At 70.2% G+C, this 21,222-nt stretch carries 19 protein-coding genes; 18 read left to right on the top strand and 1 reads right to left on the bottom strand.

What is annotated here, in order from left to right:
* Window positions 1-10: 10 nt before the first annotated feature.
* Complete coding sequence (locus G7A99_RS02110; RefSeq protein ID WP_163138743.1) at window positions 11-898, bottom strand: LysR family transcriptional regulator; 888 nt, start codon at window positions 896-898, stop codon at window positions 11-13.
* Window positions 899-1,033: 135 nt separating this feature from the next.
* Between G7A99_RS02110 and leuC the strand changes: the two genes are divergently transcribed.
* The 18 genes from leuC to G7A99_RS02020 all read left to right on the top strand — a co-directional run bounded on the left by leuC (window position 1,034) and on the right by G7A99_RS02020 (window position 21,145).
* Complete coding sequence (gene leuC / locus G7A99_RS02105) at window positions 1,034-2,437, top strand: 3-isopropylmalate dehydratase large subunit (RefSeq protein WP_018716961.1); 1,404 nt, start codon at window positions 1,034-1,036, stop codon at window positions 2,435-2,437.
* Between the two features lie 2 nt (window positions 2,438-2,439).
* Window positions 2,440-3,090: a 3-isopropylmalate dehydratase small subunit gene (gene leuD, locus G7A99_RS02100; protein WP_018716960.1), complete on the top strand. Its 651-nt coding sequence runs from the start codon at window positions 2,440-2,442 to the stop codon at window positions 3,088-3,090.
* Window positions 3,091-3,121: 31 nt separating this feature from the next.
* Window positions 3,122-4,204, top strand: coding sequence for a 3-isopropylmalate dehydrogenase (leuB, locus tag G7A99_RS02095; RefSeq protein ID WP_018716959.1), 1,083 nt, complete (start codon window positions 3,122-3,124; stop codon window positions 4,202-4,204).
* Between the two features lie 108 nt (window positions 4,205-4,312).
* Window positions 4,313-5,428, top strand: coding sequence for an aspartate-semialdehyde dehydrogenase (asd, locus tag G7A99_RS02090; protein WP_163138742.1), 1,116 nt, complete (start codon window positions 4,313-4,315; stop codon window positions 5,426-5,428).
* Window positions 5,429-5,660: 232 nt separating this feature from the next.
* Window positions 5,661-8,375: a FimV/HubP family polar landmark protein gene (locus tag G7A99_RS02085; protein WP_163138741.1), complete on the top strand. Its 2,715-nt coding sequence runs from the start codon at window positions 5,661-5,663 to the stop codon at window positions 8,373-8,375.
* Window positions 8,376-8,414: 39 nt separating this feature from the next.
* Window positions 8,415-9,023, top strand: coding sequence for a hypothetical protein (locus tag G7A99_RS02080; protein ID WP_163138740.1), 609 nt, complete (start codon window positions 8,415-8,417; stop codon window positions 9,021-9,023).
* A gap of 60 nt (window positions 9,024-9,083) precedes the next feature.
* Entirely contained in the window at window positions 9,084-9,869 is a 786-nt protein-coding gene (truA, locus tag G7A99_RS02075) for a tRNA pseudouridine(38-40) synthase TruA (RefSeq protein WP_205599696.1), read from the top strand.
* Between the two features lie 74 nt (window positions 9,870-9,943).
* Window positions 9,944-10,573, top strand: coding sequence for a phosphoribosylanthranilate isomerase (locus G7A99_RS02070; RefSeq protein ID WP_018716954.1), 630 nt, complete (start codon window positions 9,944-9,946; stop codon window positions 10,571-10,573).
* Window positions 10,551-11,789: a tryptophan synthase subunit beta gene (gene trpB, locus G7A99_RS02065; protein WP_018716953.1), complete on the top strand. Its 1,239-nt coding sequence runs from the start codon at window positions 10,551-10,553 to the stop codon at window positions 11,787-11,789. The genes G7A99_RS02070 and trpB overlap by 23 nt, the downstream gene beginning before the upstream one ends.
* Window positions 11,786-12,607, top strand: a complete 822-nt coding sequence (gene trpA, locus G7A99_RS02060) for a tryptophan synthase subunit alpha (RefSeq protein ID WP_018716952.1) — start codon at window positions 11,786-11,788, stop codon at window positions 12,605-12,607. Before trpB ends, trpA begins: the two co-directional genes overlap by 4 nt.
* Before the next feature lie 10 nt (window positions 12,608-12,617).
* Window positions 12,618-13,514, top strand: a complete 897-nt coding sequence (gene accD, locus G7A99_RS02055; RefSeq protein ID WP_018716951.1) for an acetyl-CoA carboxylase, carboxyltransferase subunit beta — start codon at window positions 12,618-12,620, stop codon at window positions 13,512-13,514.
* A gap of 7 nt (window positions 13,515-13,521) precedes the next feature.
* On the top strand, window positions 13,522-14,799 hold the full coding sequence (locus tag G7A99_RS02050; protein ID WP_163138738.1) for a folylpolyglutamate synthase/dihydrofolate synthase family protein: 1,278 nt from the start codon (window positions 13,522-13,524) through the stop codon (window positions 14,797-14,799).
* A gap of 69 nt (window positions 14,800-14,868) precedes the next feature.
* Window positions 14,869-15,489, top strand: a complete 621-nt coding sequence (locus G7A99_RS02045; protein WP_163138737.1) for an SPOR domain-containing protein — start codon at window positions 14,869-14,871, stop codon at window positions 15,487-15,489.
* Between the two features lie 44 nt (window positions 15,490-15,533).
* Window positions 15,534-16,148, top strand: a complete 615-nt coding sequence (locus G7A99_RS02040; protein ID WP_018716948.1) for a CvpA family protein — start codon at window positions 15,534-15,536, stop codon at window positions 16,146-16,148.
* A gap of 16 nt (window positions 16,149-16,164) precedes the next feature.
* A complete protein-coding gene (gene purF / locus G7A99_RS02035; RefSeq protein ID WP_018716947.1) occupies window positions 16,165-17,685 on the top strand; it encodes an amidophosphoribosyltransferase in 1,521 nt (506 codons plus the stop codon).
* Window positions 17,686-17,892: 207 nt separating this feature from the next.
* Window positions 17,893-19,092, top strand: a complete 1,200-nt coding sequence (locus G7A99_RS02030) for an O-succinylhomoserine sulfhydrylase (protein WP_018716946.1) — start codon at window positions 17,893-17,895, stop codon at window positions 19,090-19,092.
* Complete coding sequence (locus G7A99_RS02025) at window positions 19,089-20,318, top strand: glycerate kinase (protein ID WP_040409168.1); 1,230 nt, start codon at window positions 19,089-19,091, stop codon at window positions 20,316-20,318. The genes G7A99_RS02030 and G7A99_RS02025 overlap by 4 nt, the downstream gene beginning before the upstream one ends.
* Window positions 20,315-21,145, top strand: a complete 831-nt coding sequence (locus tag G7A99_RS02020; protein WP_156831109.1) for a ferritin-like domain-containing protein — start codon at window positions 20,315-20,317, stop codon at window positions 21,143-21,145. Before G7A99_RS02025 ends, G7A99_RS02020 begins: the two co-directional genes overlap by 4 nt.
* The last annotated feature ends 77 nt before the right edge of the window (window positions 21,146-21,222 follow it).

Raw genomic sequence — 21,222 nt, 5'->3', positions numbered from 1 at the left:
CGACGTGGTGCTAAGTGCGCGTGTCGGCGGTACGCACCGTTTCCAGCTCGGCGATCATCGCGCGCGCGGCGTTGGAGAGCGTGCGGCTGCGGTGATAGAGATAGCCGAGGGGCCGCCGGATCGGGGGCTCGTCGACGTCAATGACGTGCAGGGTCCCGTCCAGCAGCGTCTCCGGCAGCACGCTCCAGCCCAGGCCGATGCTCGCCATCATCTTCAGCGTCTCCAGGTAGTTCGTTGCCAGTGCGATCGTCGGTGTCACCCCGGCGCGGGCGAAGCGCTCCTCGATCAGGCCGCGGGTGAAGGTGCGGCTGCCGGGGAGCACGCCCTCATGGCGCCCCAGCGTGGCGAGATCGATGCGCCCGGCGCCGGCGAGTGGATGCTCCGGGCCGCAGACGAAGCGCAGGTCGTCCACCCAGACCGGGACGACGGACAGCGCCGGGTCCGGAGTCGGGGCCAGGGTGACCACCGCGAGCTCCAGCGCGCCGTCGAGCACCCCCTGGTACGCCTGCTCGGAGTCCAGAAAGCGCAGGTCCAGACCGGCGGCGGGGTAGTGGCGGGTGAATGCCCGCAACACCGCCGGCAGCCGGTGCAGCCCGACGTGGTGGCTCGTCGCCAGTGTGAGCCGCCCGGTGACGTCATGGCTGAGACTGTCCAGCGCCCGGCGGGTGTCGTCGACCATCACCAGTAGGGCCCGGGCCCGGGGAAGGAGGGTCTCCCCGGCCTCGGTGAGGGCGACGCGGCGGCCGACCCGGTCGAACAGGCGGGCGCCGATGCGGTCCTCCAGACCGGAGATGCGCTTGCTCACCGCGGGTTGAGTGAGCTCCAAGGCCTCGGCAGCGCGGGAGAACGAGCCATATTCGGCGGCGGTGACGAAGGCAGCAAGGTTCTGGGTGTCCATATCCATTCCAATATGGAATCCAAATAATAAAAATGATGAATTGATTTTATTATTTGTCGGCCACTAGACTCAATCCCGCTGACTAAGTCCTGGCGCCCCGGGGGCGCCGCATCCGGAATCTGGGGAGAACTGCTCATGGCGGGCCGAACGCTCTATGACAAGCTCTGGGACGCCCACGTAGTGCGCGAGAACGAGGACGGCACGGCGTTGCTCTATATCGACCGGCAGCTCGTTCACGAGGTCACCTCGCCGCAGGCCTTCGAGGGCCTGCGAATGGCCGGGCGCCGGCCGTGGCGCACCGACGCCAATCTCGCGGTGGCGGACCATAATGTGCCCACCACGGACCGCCGCGGGGGGATCGCCGACCCGGTCTCGCGGTTGCAGGTGGACACCCTGGACGAGAACTGTGCGGCGTACGGGATTACCGAGTTCGCCATGAACGACCCGCGCCAGGGCATCGTCCATGTCATCGGCCCCGAGCAGGGCGCCACGCAGCCCGGCATGACGGTCGTTTGCGGCGACTCCCACACGTCCACCCACGGGGCGCTCGGGGCGCTTGCGTTCGGCATCGGTACCTCCGAGGTGGAGCATGCGCTGGCCACGCAGACGCTCATTCAGGCGAAGAGCCGGCGGATGCTGGTCGAGGTGAACGGCACACTGCCGCCCGGGGTGACGGCGAAGGACATCGTCCTGCACGTCATCGGCCGGATCGGCACCGCCGGCGGCACGGGCTACGCGATCGAATTCGGCGGCGATACCATCCGCTCGCTGTCCGTCGAGGGGCGCATGACGGTGTGCAACATGTCCATCGAGGCCGGTGCGCGCTGCGGCATGGTCGCGGTGGACGACGCCACCATCGAATACATGCGCGGCCGGCCGTTCGCGCCCCAGGGGGATCTCTGGGATCAGGCGGTTGCCTACTGGCGGACCCTGCACACGGACCCGGACGCGGAGTTCGACCGTGTTGTCACCATCGATGCGGCGGACATCCGCCCGCAGGTCAGCTGGGGCACCTCGCCGGAGATGGTCGCACCGGTGGACGGCCGTGTGCCGGACCCGGCGGAGGAGGCGGACGAGACCCGCCGTGAGGGTATCGCGCGGGCGCTGGCATACATGGGACTGGAGGCGGGCATGCCGATCGGCGACATCCGCCCGGACAAGATCTTTATCGGCTCGTGCACGAACTCCCGCATCGAGGACCTGCGCGCCGCCGCGGACGTGGTGCGCGGGCACCGGGTCGCCGACGGCATCACCCTGGCGATGGTAGTGCCGGGCTCCGGGTTGGTGAAGCAGCAGGCCGAGGCCGAGGGCCTCGACCGGGTGTTCGTGGAGGCCGGCTTCGAGTGGCGTGAGCCGGGCTGCTCCATGTGCCTGGCCATGAACGCCGACCGCCTCGAGCCCGGTGAGCGCTGCGCCGCCACCTCCAATCGAAACTTCGAGGGCCGTCAGGGGCAGGGCGGACGTACGCACCTGGTCAGCCCCGCCATGGCCGCCGCCGCCGCCATTGCCGGCCGATTCACCGACGTGAGGAGCCTCTGATCATGGAGCCGCTCAAGCAGATCGACGGGATCGTCGCGCCCCTGGACCGCGCGAACGTGGACACCGACGCCATCATCCCGAAGCAGTTCCTGAAGTCCATCAAGCGCACGGGCTTCGGACCGAACCTGTTCGACGAATGGCGCTATCTCGACCACGGCGAGCCGGGTCAGGACCACAGCCAGCGCCCGCTGAATCCGGACTTCGTGCTCAACCAGCCGCGCTACGAGGGCGCGAGCATCCTGCTGGCGCGGCGCAATTTCGGCTGCGGCAGTTCCCGGGAGCACGCCCCCTGGGCGCTGTTCGACTACGGCTTCCGGGTGGTCATCGCGCCGAGCTTCGCGGACATCTTCTTCAATAACTGCACGAAGAATGGCATCCTCCCGGTTGTTCTCCCTGAGGAAACGGTGCAGAAGCTGTTCGAGGAGACGGCGGCGGAGCCGGGCTACCGGCTCACGGTCGACCTGCCGTCGCAGACGGTGACCACGCCGTCCGGCGAGGGGTTCGGCTTCGATATCGATGCCTTCCGGCGGCACGCGCTGCTCAACGGCCTCGACGAGATCGGCCTTACCCTGGAGCACGCCGACGAGATCCGGGCCTACGAGGCCCGGCGCGCCAGGGAGGCGCCGTGGCTGTTCACCCGGTCCGGCGCGTGAGCCGCCGGCCAACCCGACGACAGGAGCGACCATGACCAGCAGGATCCTCGTACTCCCCGGCGACGGTATCGGCCCCGAGATTGTGGCTGAAGCGGAGAAGGTGCTCGCGGTGCTCCGCGACGACTTCGGCCTGGCGGTTGAGCTGGAACGCGGGCTCATCGGCGGTGCCGCCACCGACGCCAGCGGCAGCCCGCTGCCGGCGGAGACGCTCTCGCTCGCGCGCTCGGCGGATGCCGTGCTCCTCGGCGCGGTGGGTGGCCCCCGGTGGGACGGCATCGAGCGTGCCCTGCGCCCGGAGCGCGGCCTGCTCGCCATCCGCTCGGAGCTGGGGCTGTTCGCGAACCTGCGCCCGGCGATCCTCTACCCGCAGCTCGCCGGTGCCTCCGCGCTCCGTCCGGAGGTGGTCTCCGGGCTCGACATCATGATCGTGCGCGAGCTCACCGGAGGCATCTACTTCGGCGAGCCCCGGGGCATCGAGGGCGAGCCCGGGCAGCGCCGGGGCTACAACACCCTGGTATACGGCGAGGACGAGATCGGGCGCATCGCGCGGGTCGCATTCGACATCGCCGCCAAGCGCCAGGGCCGGCTCACCTCGGTGGACAAGGCGAACGTGCTCGAGGTCAGCGAGCTCTGGCGCGAGGTGGTCAACGGCGTGGCCACGGACTATCCCGGCGTGGCCCTGGACCACATGTACGTGGACAACGCCGCCATGCAGCTCGTGCGCGCCCCCAAGCAGTTCGACGTGGTGGTCACCGGCAACATGTTCGGCGACATCCTCTCCGACTGTGCGGCGATGCTCACCGGCTCCATCGGCATGCTGCCGTCCGCCTCGCTGGACGAGCATTCCCGGGGGCTTTATGAGCCGGTACACGGCTCCGCGCCGGACATCGCCGGCCAGGACCGTGCCAACCCGCTGGCGACGATCCTCTCGCTGGCGATGCTGCTGCGCTACAGCCTCGGCGAGGGCGAGCTGGCGGCCCGTGTGGAGACCGCGGTCGGGCAGGTGCTCGATCAGGGGCTGCGCACCCCGGACATCCACACCGACGGCGGCCGGGCCGTGGGCACCGCCGCCATGGGCGATGCCGTGGTTGCGGCCCTGCGCGCCGGGGCCTGAGCCGGCCCGGCGGCGACGCCCCGGGGCAGACGTGTATCATGGGGGCGTCCGGCGGCGCGCCTTCGGGCCCGCGCCGCCCCAGTGACAAGCCATTCAGAAGAGGTAGACATGAAACGAATCGGTTTCGTCGGCTGGCGGGGCATGGTCGGCTCCGTACTCATGGAGCGCATGCGCGCCGAGGGCGACTTCGCCGACATCCCAGAGCCGGTGTTCTTCTCCACCTCCCAGGCGGGCCAGCCGGGCCCGGACGTAGGCAAGGGGTCGGCGCCGCTGGGCGATGCGCGGGATATCGACGCGCTGAAGGCGATGGACGCCATCGTGACCACCCAGGGCGGCGACTACACCGGCGAGGTCTACGAGAAGCTCCGTAACGCCGGCTGGCAGGGCTACTGGATCGACGCGGCGTCGACACTGCGCATGGCCGACGACAGCATCATCGTCCTGGACCCAGTGAACCTCGACGTCATCCGGAAGGGGCTGGACGAGGGGACACGCACCTTCGTCGGCGGCAACTGCACGGTCAGCCTCATGCTCATGGGTATGGCCGGGCTGTTCCGCAGCGGCCTGGTGGAGTGGATCAGCCCCATGACCTACCAGGCCGCCTCCGGTGCCGGTGCCCAGAACATGCGCGAGCTGGTCACCCAGATGGGTTACCTCCGCGACGCCGCCGGCGAGGCGCTGGCGGATCCCGCGAGCGCGATCCTGGACATTGACCGGCGCGTCAACGATGCGCTGGCCGGCGACGGCTACCCGGCGGAGCACTTCGGCGTGCCGCTGGCGGGCAGCCTGATCCCCTGGATCGACAAGCCGATGCCCTCCGGTCAGAGCAAGGAGGAGTGGAAGGCGCAGGTCGAGACCAACAAGATCCTCGGTCGCAGCGACAATCCCATTCCGATCGACGGGATCTGCGTGCGCATCGGTGCGATGCGCTCCCACGCCCAGGCACTGACGGTGAAGCTCACGCGTGACGCCCCGCTGGACGAGATCGAGTCCATGATCGCGGAGGACAACGAGTGGGCCAGCGTCGTGCCCAACGAGCCGGAGGCGAGCAAGCACGGGCTGACGCCGGCGGCGGTCTCCGGGACGTTGCGCACGCCGGTCGGGCGGCTGCGCAAGCTCGCGATGGGCGGCGAGTACCTGTCCGCGTTCACGGTCGGTGACCAGCTCCTGTGGGGCGCGGCGGAGCCGCTGCGGCGGATGCTCCGTATCGTGCTGGAAGGCTAGCCGGGCCCCTCCGTGCCGTGCAGGCTGCGGTGCGGAGGGCTCGTGATGTGACGTCTGCGGTTGACGCCATCGCGGTCAGTCGATAAAACCGGGACCAACGTCCGTGTGCATTCGCATCACCCGATGCGCGCCCACCGAGGGGGCTGCCGCGCACGACGGGGGCCCGGGTCAGCGGGCAGCGTTCGGGGGCCGGCGGGAGAGCCGGGGTGCTGTGACAACAACAAGGGACATTATGCGACGTAGAATCGCGATCGCGACGTTCGTTGCGCTGACGGGGGTCTCCGCGAATATCTCGGCGATCGGGCTGGGCCGCATCGAGGCGGGGTCGGCCCTCAACGAGCGATTCAATGCCCGGATTCCGCTGCTTTCCATGGATACCGCGAACGCGGATCAGGTCGAGGTCCGGCTCGCCAGCCAGAAGCAGTTCGAACGTGCCGGGGTCCCCAGGCCCTTCTATCTCACCCGTCTGAATTTCGAGGTCCGCGACGGCGACGACGGTCAGCCTTATATCGCCGTCACCAGCCAGCGGCCGATCCAGGAGCCGTTCCTCGATTTCGTGGTCACCGTCGAGTGGCCGCGGGGCAGTCTGGTGCGCGAGTTTACCGTGTTGCTGGATCCGCCCGTCTACGCCAGCTCCGGGGGGACGAGCGCCGAACCGGCGACGACGCAGCCCGGCGGCGCGGCGGAAACGGAGGCGGAGCCCGCACCGTCTTCAGCGGTGGCGCCCGCATCCGGCACGGCACCGGGCTCCTATGGGCCGGTCGGTGCCGGCGATACGCTCTGGAGCGTCGCGCAGTCCGTGCGTCCCGAGGGCGCGGGGGTCTATCAGACCATGATCGCTCTGCGCGAGGCGAACCCGCAGGCCTTCGTCAACGGCAACATCAACAGTCTGCGCCGCGGTGCGGTGCTCGAGGTTCCGGAGACGGGGGCCATCACCGCGCTCTCGCGTGCCGAGGCGCGCCGGGAGTTCAATCGCCAGATGGCAGCCTGGCGGAACGGCAACGCGGCGAAGACGACGTCCGGGGAGACGGCATCCGCGCCGGATTCCGCCGCCTCTGCGGGCGAGGATGACGCTCAGTCCGGGAAGGCGCCGGAGTCCGGGGACAAGGCAGCCACCGAGGGGCAGTCCGGGAAGGCGTCGCCGGGTAGCGCCGGCGGCGAGCTCCGCGTGGTCGCCCCGACGGGTACCGGCGTGGCCACGGCGGATCTCGCCAGCGCGGATCTCGCGGCAAGCCCCGAGAACATCCGGCGCCTGCAGAACGAGCTGGCGGCCGCCCGGGAAAGCCGGGCTAGCCTCCGCGCGGAGAACGAGGATCTATCCGAGGAGCTGGATTCGCTGAATCAGCGTCTTGCGCGGCTCGAGAGCGCGATCAACGTCGAGGCCGATGGTGCCGTGCCCGCCGGTAACGGGGACGCCTCCGGGCAGGCGGCCGTCGAGACGGCGGCGGATTCCGCCGCCCGGGAGGCGGCCGGCGGTGACACCGGAAACACTGGAAACGCCGGGGACAAGGCGGACACCGGGGGCGGCGTGGCCGGCAACGACAAGGGTGCCGGCGCGCAGGACGGCAACGAGGTACCGGCACAGACGGCGAGTGTCACCGGGCTGGTGGAGCGGACGCTGGATACGCTGCTTGCGAACCGTCTCCTGCTGGCGGGGGCGGGCGGACTGGTCCTCCTGCTCGTGCTGCTGCTGCTGGTAATGCGTCGCCGCCGCAGCGAGGGCGAGACCGAGCGCAGCCTGGCGCAGGCGGCGGCGGAGCGCCGCCGCAGCCAGCGCGCCACCATCAGGAACGAGGGTCCGGAGATCATCGAGGAGGAGGGCGATCCGGCTGAGCAGGCCGACTTCTTCATCGCCTACGGCCGCTACGACAGCGCCCAGGAGGTCCTGGACAAGGCGCTGGACGACGACCCGGACAACACCCAGCTTCGCGTCAAGCTGCTCGAGGTGCTGGCGCGCCGTGATGACCGCCCCGCTTTCGAGTCCGAGGCCCATGCGCTCCGGGCACGGATACAGGATACGGACTCCGCCGAATGGCGGCGTGTCTGCGCGCTGGCCGCGGACGTGGCGCCGGACAATCCGCTGTTTGCCGGAAGCGAGCAGGGGGCCGCGGCACAGGCTCCGGCCACGTCGGCGGCTGAGGACGGGCCGGTGGCCGGTAACGGTGATCGCGAGCAGAGCGCCAGCGAGGCGTTGAGGCAGGCGTATGCGCACGCGGCGGGCACCGCCGCTGGTGTGGAAGAAGCCTCGACGGGGGGCGGGGATTCCGGCGTGACGGTGGCCGACGACGGGCAGGCCGCACCGGAGCCGGCGGGTGGTACGGAGCTGGAATTCGATCTCGATCCGGGGGAGGGCGGTACTCAGGCCGGCGATGACGCCTTCACGAGCACCGACCCGACCCGGGAAGGTCAGTATCCGGTGGAGGACAGCCTGGAACCGCTGGAGTTCGACGGCTCGTTGGCCCCGTCCGGGAACGGGGACGAGGCGTCGGACAGCGAGGTGCCCGCCCCATCTGACGATGACCCGGGCCTGGAGTTCGAGCTCCCGACACCGCCGGACGGACCCGCGGAGGAAGGGACGCCCGCGGCGTCGGCAGAGCGGGGGCCGGGCGAGCCGGACTCCCCCGGTTTCGAGGCCGAGGACCTGGAGCTCGGGGATCTCGACTTCGGCGGCGACGAAGGTTATCAGGCCGGTGACGACGCCCCCGCGACCGGGGCCGATACGGCGTCCGTGGATGACGGCGATATCGGCGGTGGATTCGATTTCGGCGACAACGACGATTGGGACGCGGAGCCGGAGGACGAGGTCGCGACCAAACTGGACCTGGCCCGCGCCTACATCGAGATGGGGGACGCCGAAGGCGCGGAGGCCCTGCTCGATGAGGTCATGGCGGAGGGCGACGACGCGCAGCGCGAGCAGGCCCGCTCCCTGCGCGCCTCCGGTGGCTGACGGCGCGGGTTGAACCTGCATCCGTCGGTACGAATCGTCGTGCTCGTCGCGCTGGCGGCGGGCATGACGGCCGGTGACTGGGCGGCCGTCGTGGTCGGCCTGGTTGTCGTGTTCATGGCCGGCTCGGATCCGGCCGGGCCGCTTGCCGGCGTCCTTCATTCGGCGCGGCGATTGCGCTGGCTGCTCCTCTCCATTGCCGTTTTCTACGGCTGGTTCTCGACTGCGACATTCCACTGGCTGCCGGATGCGGCAGCCCTCTCGGAGGGGGCGCGGCGGGCGGCGATCCTTCTGGTCATGGCGCTGGGGGCGCGCAGGCTCCTGGGCGGGCTCGCACGCGAGCGGACCGCGGCGGCCCTGCTCTGGCTCGTGGCACCACTGGCACGGATCGGGCTGCCCGTGCAGCGCTTCGCCGTGCGGCTGGTCCTGGTGTTCGACCGTCTCGCCGTGCTCGGCGCATGGCGCCCGCCCCGCGGCGGCGGCTCGCGCTGGCGGCGTATTGCCGCGGCGGTTGCCGGCCCGCTTGATTACGCCCTGAAGCGCGCAGAGAACGAGCCGCTGCCGGAGCTGACGCTGCCGTCGATGTCACCGCCACCCGCACGGGACTGGCTGGTAGCATGCGCGGTCGCCGCGGCGCTGTGGCTGGGGTGAGCCGGGGCGGCGGGCGGTGTGGCGTCGCGCACCCCGATGGCGGCGGCAATCAGGCGGAGGATGGCATTGCGGATCGCACTGGGGATCGAATACGACGGTAGCGCGTACAGCGGTTGGCAGCGGCAAGACCACGCACCCTCGGTTCAGGCGGATCTGGAGGCGGCGCTGGCGCGGGTCGCGGACGCGCCGGTTACCGTGACCTGTGCCGGGCGGACGGATGCCGGGGTACATGCCACCCACCAGGTGGTTCACCTCGACCCGCCGGTGCCACGCCCGGAACGCGCCTGGGTCCGCGGGGTGACGTCCAACCTGCCCGCCGCGATCGGGGTGCGCTGGATGCGCCCGGTCGCGCAGGATTTCCACGCGCGTTTCTCGGCGCGGGCCAGGCGTTACCGCTACGTCATTCGCACGGACCCGCTGCGCCCGGTGCTGCTCCGCGATCGTGTCTCCTGGACCTGGCGGGCGCTGTCTATCGAACCGATGCGCTTGGCCGCGGCGCACCTGGTGGGCGAGCACGATTTCACCTCGTTTCGTGCCGTCGCCTGCCAGGCGAAGCACCCGGTGCGCCGGATCCATGAGCTGACGGTCTCCGGCGGGGATGGCTTCGTCTACGTGGACATCGAGGCGAATGCGTTTCTTCACCACATGGTCCGCAATATCGCCGGCGTGCTCATGGCGGTCGGCAGCGGCGATCGTCCGCCAGACTGGGCGGCGGAGGTGCTGGCCGCGCGGGACCGGCGCTGCGGGGGTATGACAGCGCCGGCGGGCGGGCTTTACCTGGTGGGGGTCCGCTATCCGCAGGTGTACGCGCTGCCACCGCTGGGGGTGCTGCCCGCTTTTGCGTGATCCGTTCGCCGCGGGTTAACATTCAAGGCTTTCCCATACTGATGTCGGGCGGGTCCCGTCACGGCGGCCGGATAGTGCGTACACGCGTCAAGGTTTGTGGCATCACCCGTGCGGAGGACGCGGCGGCAGCCGCCGCGAGCGGCGCCGACGCGATCGGTCTGGTGTTCTATCCGCCCAGCCCGCGTGCAGTGGGCGCGGAGACGGCTGCGGCGATCTGCCGGGTGCTCCCGCCGTTCGTCACCGTCGTCGCGCTCTTCCTGGACGCAGCCAGGGCGGATATCGAGCGGGTGCTGGAGACGGTGCCGGTGGATATGCTCCAGTTTCACGGCCGGGAGCCGGCGGTGGACTGCGAGGGATACGGGCGGCGCTACATCAAGGCGCTGGCGATGGCCGAAGGCGAGCCCGATCCCGTGTCGCAGGCCGCGCGGCATCCCGCCGCCAGCGGCTTTCTCCTGGACAGTCACGCCCTGGGCGGTGCCGGCGGGACCGGTACCGCGTTCGACTGGGGGCTTTATCCCGGTGACATCGGCAGGCCGCTGGTGCTCGCCGGTGGCCTGCACCCCGGTAATGTCGCCGAGGCCATCGAGCGCACGCAGCCGTGGGCGGTGGACGTCAGCAGCGGCGTGGAGAGCGCGCCCGGCATCAAGGATCACGCCCGCATCGAGGCATTCGTCAGAGAGGTTGAACGTGTCCGATACCAATAAGGCGGGTGAGCGCGCCGCTGATTACGCGGGATTCCCGGACAGCACCGGGCACTTCGGCCGTTTCGGCGGCCGTTTCGTGCCGGAACTGCTCATGGCCCCGCTCGAGGAGCTCACCGAGGCCTATCTGCGTTACCGCGAGGACCCCTCCTTCCAGGAGGAGCTCCACCGCGACCTGCGTGACTACGTGGGGCGCCCGTCGCCGCTGTACCTGGCCGAGCGGTGGAGTGACCGGATCGGCGGCGCGCGGATCTGGTTCAAGCGCGAGGACCTCAATCACACGGGTGCTCACAAGATCAACAACACCATGGGCCAGGCGCTGCTCGCCGCGCGTATGGGCAAGCGCCGGATCGTTGCGGAGACGGGCGCGGGCCAGCACGGCGTTGCGTCGGCGACGGTGGCCGCCCGCCTGGGGCTGGAGTGCGTCGTCTACATGGGGGCCGAGGACGTGCGCCGCCAGTCCGTGAACGTTTACCGAATGCGTTTGCTGGGCGCGCGCGTGGTACCGGTGGAATCCGGTTCGCGTACGCTCAAGGACGCGCTCAACGAGGCGTTCAGGGACTGGGCCGCGAACGTCGACGATACGTTCTACATCATCGGCACCGTGGCCGGGCCGCATCCGTATCCGCTCATGGTGCGGGATTTCCAGTCGGTGATCGGGCGCGAGACCCGGGAGCAGATGCTCGAGCGTGTGGGCCGGCTGCCGGACGCACTGGTGGCCTGCGTTGGCGGTGGGTCCAACGCCATCGGGCTGTTTCATCCGTTCCTGGGCGATTCCGATGTGCGCATCGTCGGCGTCGAGGCCGGCGGCGAGGGCGTCGACACGGGTCGCCATGCGGCGCCGCTGTCGGCCGGCCGGCCGGGCGTGCTCCACGGCAACCGCACGTATCTCATGGAGACCGAGGACGGCCAGATCCTCGGCACTCACTCCGTCTCCGCCGGCCTGGACTACCCGGGTGTCGGGCCGGAGCATTCGTGGCTGCGGGATACCGGCCGCGCCGAGTACGTCTCCGCCACGGACGGGCAGGCGATCGATGCCTTCCACGAGGTGACCCGCACCGAGGGCATCATGCCGGCGCTGGAGACGGCCCACGCACTCGCGTATGCCCGCGAGCTCGCCGCCGGCATGGAGCGCGACCGGCACATCGTGGTGAACCTCTCCGGCCGCGGCGACAAGGACATCAACACCGTGGCGGCGCTGCAGGGGATGGAGCTATGAGCCGTATCGAGCAGTGTTTCACGAGCGCGCGGGAGGCCGGGCGCAAGCTCCTGATTCCCTACATCACCGGCGGCGATCCGGCGCCGGCGGAGACCGCTGCGCTGATGCACACGCTGGTGGATGCCGGCGCGGATCTCATCGAGGTTGGGATGCCGTTCTCCGACCCGATGGCGGATGGCCCCGTGATCCAGGCTGCCTGTGAGCGGGCGCTGGCACACGGTACGACGGTGCGCGACGTACTGGCCGCCGTGCGCCGGTTCCGGGAACGGGACGCGCACACCCCGGTGGTGCTTATGGGGTATCTCAATCCCATCGAGCAGCTCGGTTACGAGACCTTTGCCGCGGAGGCGCGGGACGCGGGTGTGGATGGTGTGCTCTGCGTCGACCTGCCGCCGGAGGAGAGTCACGACCTCGTTGACGTGCTCGGCAAGGCCGGCCTGGCCCCGATCTGGCTGATCGCGCCGACTACCCGCCGGGAGCGGATCACCGCGATCTGCGACGTGGCGCGGGGCTACGTCTACTACGTCTCGCTCAAGGGCGTGACCGGGGCCGACACCCTGGACGTGGACGATGTCGCCGAACACGTGGACACGATCCGGGGCCTCACCGCACTGCCGGTGGGTGTCGGTTTCGGCATCCGCGACGCCGCGACCGCGGCGCGGGTCGCTGCCGTCTCGGATGCGGTCGTGGTCGGCAGTGCCATCGTCCGCCTGGTCGGCGAGCATGCCGACGATCCGGCCGCCGGTCGCAAGGCGGTGGCAGACCTCGTGCGGGGCATGCGCGAGGCCATGGACGTCCGGAGCCAGGCGACGGCTTGAGGAGATTTCGATGAGCTGGTTCGAGAAACTGATGCCTTCGCGTATCCGTACCGAAGCGGGGGGGAGCCGCACGCGCAGCATTCCCGAGGGGCTGTGGACGAAGTGCGAGGAGTGTACCGCGGTGCTGTACCGCCCGGAGCTCGAGCGCCACCTCGAGGTCTGCCCGAAGTGCGGCCACCATATGCGCATCGGCGCCCGCCGGCGGCTGGAGTGGTTCCTCGACGAGGACTCCGGCAGCGAGATCGGCACGGACGTGACGCCGGTGGACATCCTGCGTTTTCGCGACAGCAAGAAGTACAAGGACCGCCTGGTCCAGGCACAGAAGAACACCGGCGAGAAGGATGCGCTGATCGCCATGTCCGGCACCGTTCACGAGGTGCCGGTGGTGGCCGCGGCCTTCGAGTTCTCGTTCATGGGCGGCTCCATGGGCTCCGTGGTGGGCGAGCGGTTCGTGCGCGCCGCCAACGCTGCGCTCGAGTCGCGCAGTGCGCTGGTGTGCTTTACCGCCAGTGGCGGCGCGCGGATGCAGGAGGCGCTGTTCTCGCTAATGCAGATGGCCAAGACCAGTGCCGTGCTGGCGCGCCTGCGCGAGGCCGGGGTGCCGTTCATCTCCGTGCTCACCGACCCGACCACCGGTGGGGTGTCCGCGAGCTTTGCCATGCTGGGAGACGTCAACGTCGCCGAGCCCAAGGCCCTCATCGGCTTTGCGGGGCCGCGGGTCATCGAGCAGACGGTGCGTGAGACCCTGCCGGAGGGCTTCCAGCGCTCCGAGTTCCTGCTGGAGCACGGCGTGGTGGATGCCATCATCGACCGCCGTGATATGCGCGAGCGCCTGGCCCGTATCATCGCCATGCTCAACGGACGGGCGGCACCGGCGGTCCAGCCCCAGGCCGCGATCGAGGGCTGAGCTGACGTTGCGCTTCCAACGGGTCGACGACTGGCTTGCATGGCTGGAGACACTGCATCCCCGGGCGATCGATCCGGGACTCGAGCGTATCGGCGAGGTGGCGGCACGCATGGGCCTCAACCGGCCGCCGGTGCCCGTGGTCACCGTCGCCGGGACCAACGGCAAGGGCAGCACCGTGGCGGCCGTCACGGCGCTGGCCGGCGCGGCGGGGCACAGCACGGGGGCGTATACCTCGCCCCACCTGCTGGCGTTCAACGAGCGTATCGCCATCGACGGCGAGCCGGTATCGGATGACCGCCTGCTGGCCGCCTTTGATGCGATAGACCGCGCACGCGGCGAGGTCACCCTGAGCTACTTCGAGTTCGCGACCCTGGCGGCGCTATGGTGCTTCCGCGAGGCGGGCTGTGACCTGTGGGTCCTCGAAGTCGGCCTCGGCGGGCGCCTGGATGCGACCAACGTCCTGGCCCCGACGGTAGCGGTGATCACCAGCGTGGGCCTAGATCACACGGAGTGGCTCGGCGAAGACCGCGAGGCGATCGGCACCGAGAAGGCGGGCATCCTCCGACCGGGCACGCCGCTCGTGCTCGCCGACCCGGACCCGCCGACGAGCGTGCTGGCCGCCGCCGCGGCGCAGGACTGCCCGGTGGAGCGCATCGGAGAGACCTTCCGTGCCGTGACGGCCACTCCGGGCGCCGACCACTGGCGTTACGAGGACGCCTCCGGCGCGCTTGACGCCATCCCGCGGCCGGACTGCATGCCGGCGGCGCTGCTCGCGAACCCGGCGGCGGCCGTCGCTGCGCTGCGCCGGCTCGGTGACGGCTGGCTGCCGGATACCGCCACCGCGGCGGCCGTGCTCGGCGCCGCCACGGCGCCGGCCCGGTTCCAGCGCCTGGAGCGGGCGGTGCCGTGGTACGTGGATGTTGCCCATAATCACGACGGCGCCCGTGCTCTGGGCGAGCGGTTGCGCGCGGGAGCCGGCCCGGGCCGTACCCATGCCGTGTTCGCGATCATGTCCCGCAAGGATGCGGGGGGTGTCGTCGCGGCGCTACACGACGCGGTCGACGTCTGGCACGTGCTCGCACTGGACGATCCGTCGGCGCGGCGCAGTGAGGACCTCATCGCCCTGATCCGCGAGGCCGGTGGCCGCGTCGGACGCTGTGCGCCGGTGGATACGCTGATGCGGGAGCTCGACGGCAGCCTGGGGCCCGGCGACCGGGTCATCGCCTTCGGCTCGTTCCGTGTGGCGGAGGACGTGCTCCGTGCGCACCGGAGGCTGCTACCATAGGGCGGAGCAAGCGGTGCCGGCCCGCACCGCGGTGATGCCTGGGACTGCATCTTGATCTTGGGGGATGGCGTGGATACGCGACTCAAGCACCGTCTGGCCGGAGCCACCATCATCGTCGCCCTCGTGGTGATCTTCCTGCCCATGCTGCTGGAAGGGCCCGTGAAGGAGCGGCGGATCGACGTGCCCATGGACGTGCCGCCGGCCGGCGAGGAAGCGCCGGACGCGGGCTTGCCGGACAAGGGCGTCGCAGACGCGCCGGATCCCGGTGCGGACCAGGAGGCCGTGCCGGAGCCGGAGATGCCGGCGAACGACGGAGCCGGCGCCGGGGAGACGGATACCGGTGCCACCGGCTCCGCGGAGACGCAGCCGTCGGCGTCCGCTACGGCGGCGGATCAGACTCCGTCCAGCCCGGAGCCTGCCGCCGACGGGGCCCCGGCCGAGTCCGCGGCCCCGCAGGAGGGGGGCTGGGCCGTGCAGGTGGGTGGGTTCAGCGAGCGCGCCAACGCGGTCGCGGTACGCGACCGCCTGCGCAGTAAGGGTTACGATGTCTACGTCGCCGAGGCGGAGGCCGACGGTAATGCGATATTCCGGGTGCGTGTCGGCCCCGTGGCGTCCCGGGAACGTGCCGACAGCCTCGCGAAGGAACTCTCCGGGAAGGAGGGTTTGCCCGTGCTCGTGGTCTCCCGCTAGCCTGTGCGCGCCCGACTCACCGTCGCTGATCCGGTGCCGTCAACTTGAGCTGGCTCGATATTGTTTTCCTGTCGGTGATCGCCATATCGGTGATCATCAGCCTCGTGCGCGGGTTCGTGCGCGAGTGTCTCTCCATCGTCACCTGGATTGCGGCAATCTGGGCGGCGGTGCGGTTCACCGCGCCGGTGGCGGTATGGCTGGATGGACTGATCGCCTCGCCGACGGTGCGCATGGCCGTGGCCTTCGGCGCGCTGTTCGTGGCGGTCCTGCTCGCCGGCGGGCTCCTCAACCACCTTGCCCGCCAGCTTGTCGGGCGCACCGGTCTGAGCGGCACGGACCGCACCCTGGGGGCGGTCTTCGGCGCCGCCCGCGGGGCGGTGATCATCGCTGCGCTCATCCTCGCTGCCGGACTGACGACACTGCCACGGGAGGGCTGGTGGCAGCGCTCCGTGATTGCGGCCTGGATGACGCCGCGGGTGTGTTCGCTCGGCGTCGAGGGCTGGCTGGAGGACTTCCGGCTGCGGGTCCCCGGGACCGGCGCCGGCGAGCGGGGCGAGCGGCTGTCGCGCTACTGGGACGAGTTCTGCCGGCGTCCAACGCTGGTCCGCCGCTCCACGGAGGGGCTGGCGGCCGGTGCGGACGGCGGTGTCATCGAGTAATCGGAGGTAGGAAACAATGTGCGGTGTGATCGGCATGGTCGGCTGCGGCCCGGTCAACCAGGCGCTCTACGACGGCCTGACCGTGCTCCAGCACCGGGGCCAGGACGCCGCGGGCATCATGACCTATGACCAGGGACGTCTGTTCCTGCGCAAGAGCAATGGCCTGGTGCGCGACGTCTTCCGGACCCGGCACATGCTCCAGCTCCAGGGCAACGTGGGCATCGGGCACGTGCGCTATCCCACCGCGGGGTGTTCGAGCTCGGCGGAGGCGCAGCCGTTCTACGTGAATTCCCCCTACGGGATCAGCCTTGCCCATAACGGCAACCTCACCAACGCCGAGGAGATCAAGCGCGATCTCTATCTCCAGGATCTGCGCCACATCAACACCAACTCCGACTCGGAGATCCTGCTCAACGTCTTCGCCCACGAGCTCGGCGAGATGCGCAAGCTGCGCATCGGGCCGGACGAGATCTTCGACGCCGTCGCGGGCATCCAGCGCCGTTGCCGCGGCGGCTTCGCCGCAGTGGCGATGATCAATGGCTACGGCGTGCTCGGGTTCCGCGATCCCTACGGCATCCGGCCGTTGTGCTTCGGTCGCCGGGAGACGGAGGCGGGCACGGAGTACATGATCGCCTCCGAGAGCGTCGCCCTGAGCGTGCTGGGCTTCGAGCGGGTACGTGACGTCGCCCCCGGCGAGGCGGTGTTCATCGACCTCGAAGGGCAGCTCCACAGTCGGCAGTGCGCGGAGAACCCGCAGCTCAACCCGTGCATCTTCGAGTACGTCTACCTGGCGCGCCCGGATTCGATCATCGACGACGTCTCGGTGTACAAGTCGCGTCTGCGCATGGGGCGGATGCTTGCCCACAAGATCATGCGCGAGTGGCCCGATCATGACATCGACGTGGTCATCCCGGTGCCGGACACCAGCCGCACGGCAGCGCTGGATATGGCCAATGAGCTCGGCCTGACCTACCGCGAGGGCTTCATCAAGAACCGTTACATCGGCCGGACGTTCATCATGCCGGGCCAGGCGGTGCGCCAGAAGTCCGTGCGCCAGAAGCTGAACCCCATCGAACTGGAGTTTCACGGCAAGAACGTCCTGCTCGTGGACGACTCGGTGGTGCGCGGCACGACCAGCCAGCAGATCATCCAGATGACCCGCGAGGTCGGCGCGAACAAGGTCTATTTTGCCTCCGCGGCGCCGCCGGTGCGCTACCCGAACGTCTATGGCATCGATATGCCGGCCGCCCACGAGCTCCTTGCCCATAACCGCGACGAGGACGAGATCGCGCGGGTGATCGGGGCGGACGGGGTGATCTACCAGGATCTGGAAGACCTCGCGACCGCCGTGCGCGAGGGCAATCCCGCGCTTACGGGCTTCGACTGCTCCTGCTTCGACGGCCGCTACGTCACGGGTGACGTCACCGAGGGCTATCTCCAGGACCTCGAGAACGCGCGCTCGGACGAGGCCAAGGCGGCCACCGAGGGCCAGGGCGCGGCCGCCAACCTGGACCGGGTCCTCGGCAACGCGGATTGACATGCCCGGGGCCGGGACATAACGTCACGTCAATCCGCCGCCACTGTGGCCGCGGATTGGGGCGCCGATTTGATCCCCAGCTTGCGGGCGCCGCGTGCCGGCCTTCTTCGGAGACCGGTCAGCAAATACGGCTAAAGCGTGGAGCAGCGGCCTGGTTCGCTCGTCTCCCTCCGCCCGCCCCGTCGAAATCCAGTTGAAGAGGGCGCTATGAGCGACAGCGACACCGACGCCTGGGGGCTTGCCACCCTGGGCGTTCGCGCCGGTCACGACCGGACTCCCGAGCAGGAGCACGCCGAGGCGATTTTCCCGACCTCGAGTTTCGTGTTCTCCAGCGCGGCGGAGGCCGCCGAGAAGTTCGCCGAGCGTGAGCCCGGCAATATCTATTCGCGCTTCACCAACCCCACCGTCCGAACCTTCGAGCGCCGCCTCGCGGCGATGGAGGGCGGCGAGTGCGCGCGTGGCACGGCCTCCGGCATGGCGGCCATCCTGTCCACGGTCATGTCGCTGCTGGACAGCGGGGATCACATCGTCGCCTCGGACAGCCTGTTCGGCTCCACCGTCTCGCTGCTTACCAACCACCTGGCGCGGTTCGGCATCGAGACCACCTTCGTCCCCCTCGCGGATACTGAGGCCTGGGCCGCCGCGGTCCAGTCCAACACGCGGATGTTCTTCCTGGAGACGCCCTCCAACCCGCTCACGGAGCTTGCCGACATCCCCGCCGTGGCGGAGATCGCCCACGCCAATCACGCCGTTCTGGTGGTGGACAACTGCTTCTGTACACCGGCGCTCCAGCGACCGCTCGACCTGGGGGCGGACATCGTCGTGCACTCGGCGACCAAGTATCTCGATGGCCAGGGCCGCTGTGTGGGCGGCGCGGTCGTCGGCGATTCCGAACGGGTCGGCCGCAAGGTGCACGGGTTCCTGCGCACTGCCGGGCCGTCGATGAGCCCGTTCAACGCCTGGGTCTTCCTGAAGGGCCTGGAAACACTGGCGGTCCGCATGCGCGCGCACTGCGAGGCCGCCCAGGCGGTTGCAGAGTGGCTGGACGCGCACCCGGCGGTGGCACACGTGTACTATCCGGGGCTTCCCGGGCATTCCCAGCATGCGCTTGCCGCCCGTCAACAGCGGGGTTTCGGCGGAATTGTCTCGTTCGACGTGGTCGGTGGACGCGAGGCGGCGTGGCGAGTGGTCGATGCCACGCGGCTGCTTTCCATTACCGCCAACCTGGGCGATACCCGCTCGACCATCACCCACCCGGCGACCACCACCCATGGCCGAAATACCCAGGCCCAGCGGGACGTCGCGGGCATCGGCGACGGCCTGCTGCGGATGTCGGTGGGCCTGGAGGACGTTGACGACATCAGGGCGGACCTGGATCGCGGGCTCTCCGCCGGGGGGCGGACATGAGTGCATGCGGGGACCTGGAGGCGATGTACCGTGCCGGTATCAGGGCCGTCGCCGGCCGGCCCGCCGTGCGCGAATGGCTGCGGGCCCACCCGCTGTCCGGCCAGTGGCACCTCATCGCGGTCGGCAAGGCCGCCGCCGCCATGACCCTGGGTGCAAGGGACGTTCTCGGTGAGCGCCTGCTCGGCGGGCTGGTCATCACCCGGGAAGGCTATGAAGATCCGGCGCTGGACGGTGTGCCGGGGCTGCGCATGATCAGTTCCGCCCATCCCGTGCCGGATGCGCGTAGCCTCGCCGCCGGTGACGCCGCGGTGACGCTGCTGGAGGAGGCGCCGGCGGACGCCCGCTTCCTCGTGCTGATCTCGGGCGGTGCCTCGGCACTGATGGAGCGCCTGCCCGGCGGCGCCGGCGAGGCGGAGCTTGCGGCCCTCAACCGCCGCATGCTGGCGGGCGGGCTCGCCATCGGCGACATGAACCGGATCCGCCGGCGCTTCTCCACGGTAAAAGGGGGGCGGCTCGGTGTCCGACTCGCCGGGCGAACGGCCTGCCAGCTGATCATCTCCGATGTCCCCGGGGACGACCCGGCGGTGATCGGCTCCGGTCCTTTCGTCGCGGCGCCGGCGTCCGACGCCGGCGCGCTGCCCGAGGGCTACGACGAGCTCATGCCGGTGGCTGACCCGTCGCCGACGCCGGATGACCCCGGACTCGGCGGGCTCGACACCCATCTGGTCGCGACCAATCGCCACGCGGTGGAGGCGGCGGCCGCCGAGGCGCGCCGGCTCGGCTACGCGGTGCACGATCATGCCGACGACCCCCTCGAAGGGGATGCGGTCGCGCTCGGTCACCGTATCGGTGCGGGCCTGCGCGATGCGCCGCCCGGCGTCCATCTGCGCGGTGGTGAGCCCACCGTGGTATTGCCTGAGAATCCCGGCCGGGGCGGGCGTATGCAGGCGCTCGCGCTAGCGGCGGCCTGTGAGCTGGCCGGCAGTGCCGGGACAGGCCTGCTAGCCGGCGGCACGGACGGCGCGGACGGCGCGTCGGAGGCGGCCGGCGCCCTGGTCGACGGGGGCACGCTCAGGCGGGGTGCGGCTTACGGGGCCGATGCCGAGACGGCGCTGAGGCGGGCGGACGCGGGCGGCTTTCTCTCCTGCAGCGGTGATCTCATCGAGACCGGGCCGACGGGCACGAACGTCATGGACCTGGTGATCGGGTTGCGCGAGGCGGAATGACGGCGCGGTCTGCGGATACGGCCCGCCGGCTGCGGGCGTGCCTCGATGAGTCTGATCCCGGAATGAAGGCCGAGGCGGCGAAGGTGCTTCACGCCGACTGGGAAGGTGGGCGGCTGGCGCCGCCGGATGACAGCACGCCGGGGCCCATCGCCGCGCCGGGAAGGCCGCCACGCCCGCAGCTGGTTTCGCCGGCCGACGTGCCGAGACGGCGGCTGGGCAGTGCCGCCGGCCGCGCGGCATTGCTTCATGCGGTGGCACACATCGAATTCAACGCCATCAACCTGGCCCTGGATGCCGCCTACCGTTTCCGGGGCATGCCGGCGGATTACTACGGCGACTGGCTGCGTGTCGCCGCGGATGAGGCACGGCACTTCCGGATGGTCGCGAACCGCCTCGGCGATCTGGGCTACGGCTACGGCGATTTCCCCGCACACAACGGCCTCTGGGAGATGGCGGAGAAGACCGCCCACGACGTCATGGTGCGCATGGCGCTGGTGCCCCGGGTGCTGGAGGCGCGCGGCCTGGACGTCACGCCCGGCATGATCGACCGTCTGGAGCAGGCCGGCGATACCGTCTCGGCCGACATTCTGCGGACGATCCTGGACGAGGAGGTCGCCCATGTGGCGATCGGGTCCCGCTGGTTCACCTGGGCCTGTGCGGGGCGCGGGCTCGATGCCGAGGCGCTTTTCCCCGAGCTGCTGGACACCTACATGCGCGGTGCTCTCCGCGGCCCGTTCAATGTCGACGCACGCCGGGCTGCGGGGTTCTCCGACCGGGAGATCGAGGCCCTGGAACGCGATGCTGACGCGGCGCGGGGCCGCGCATAGCGGGGCGTCTGCCCAGGGGGGTGCGGCGGGATGCTACAGTCGGCGGGCGCCGTCATCGGCCGGCGGCGCCCGCGCGG

It is taken from the genome of Arhodomonas sp. KWT, from assembly GCF_010993615.1.
The sequence above is the reverse complement of the archived record's forward strand: the minus strand, read 5'-3'. Positions and strand labels throughout refer to the sequence as shown.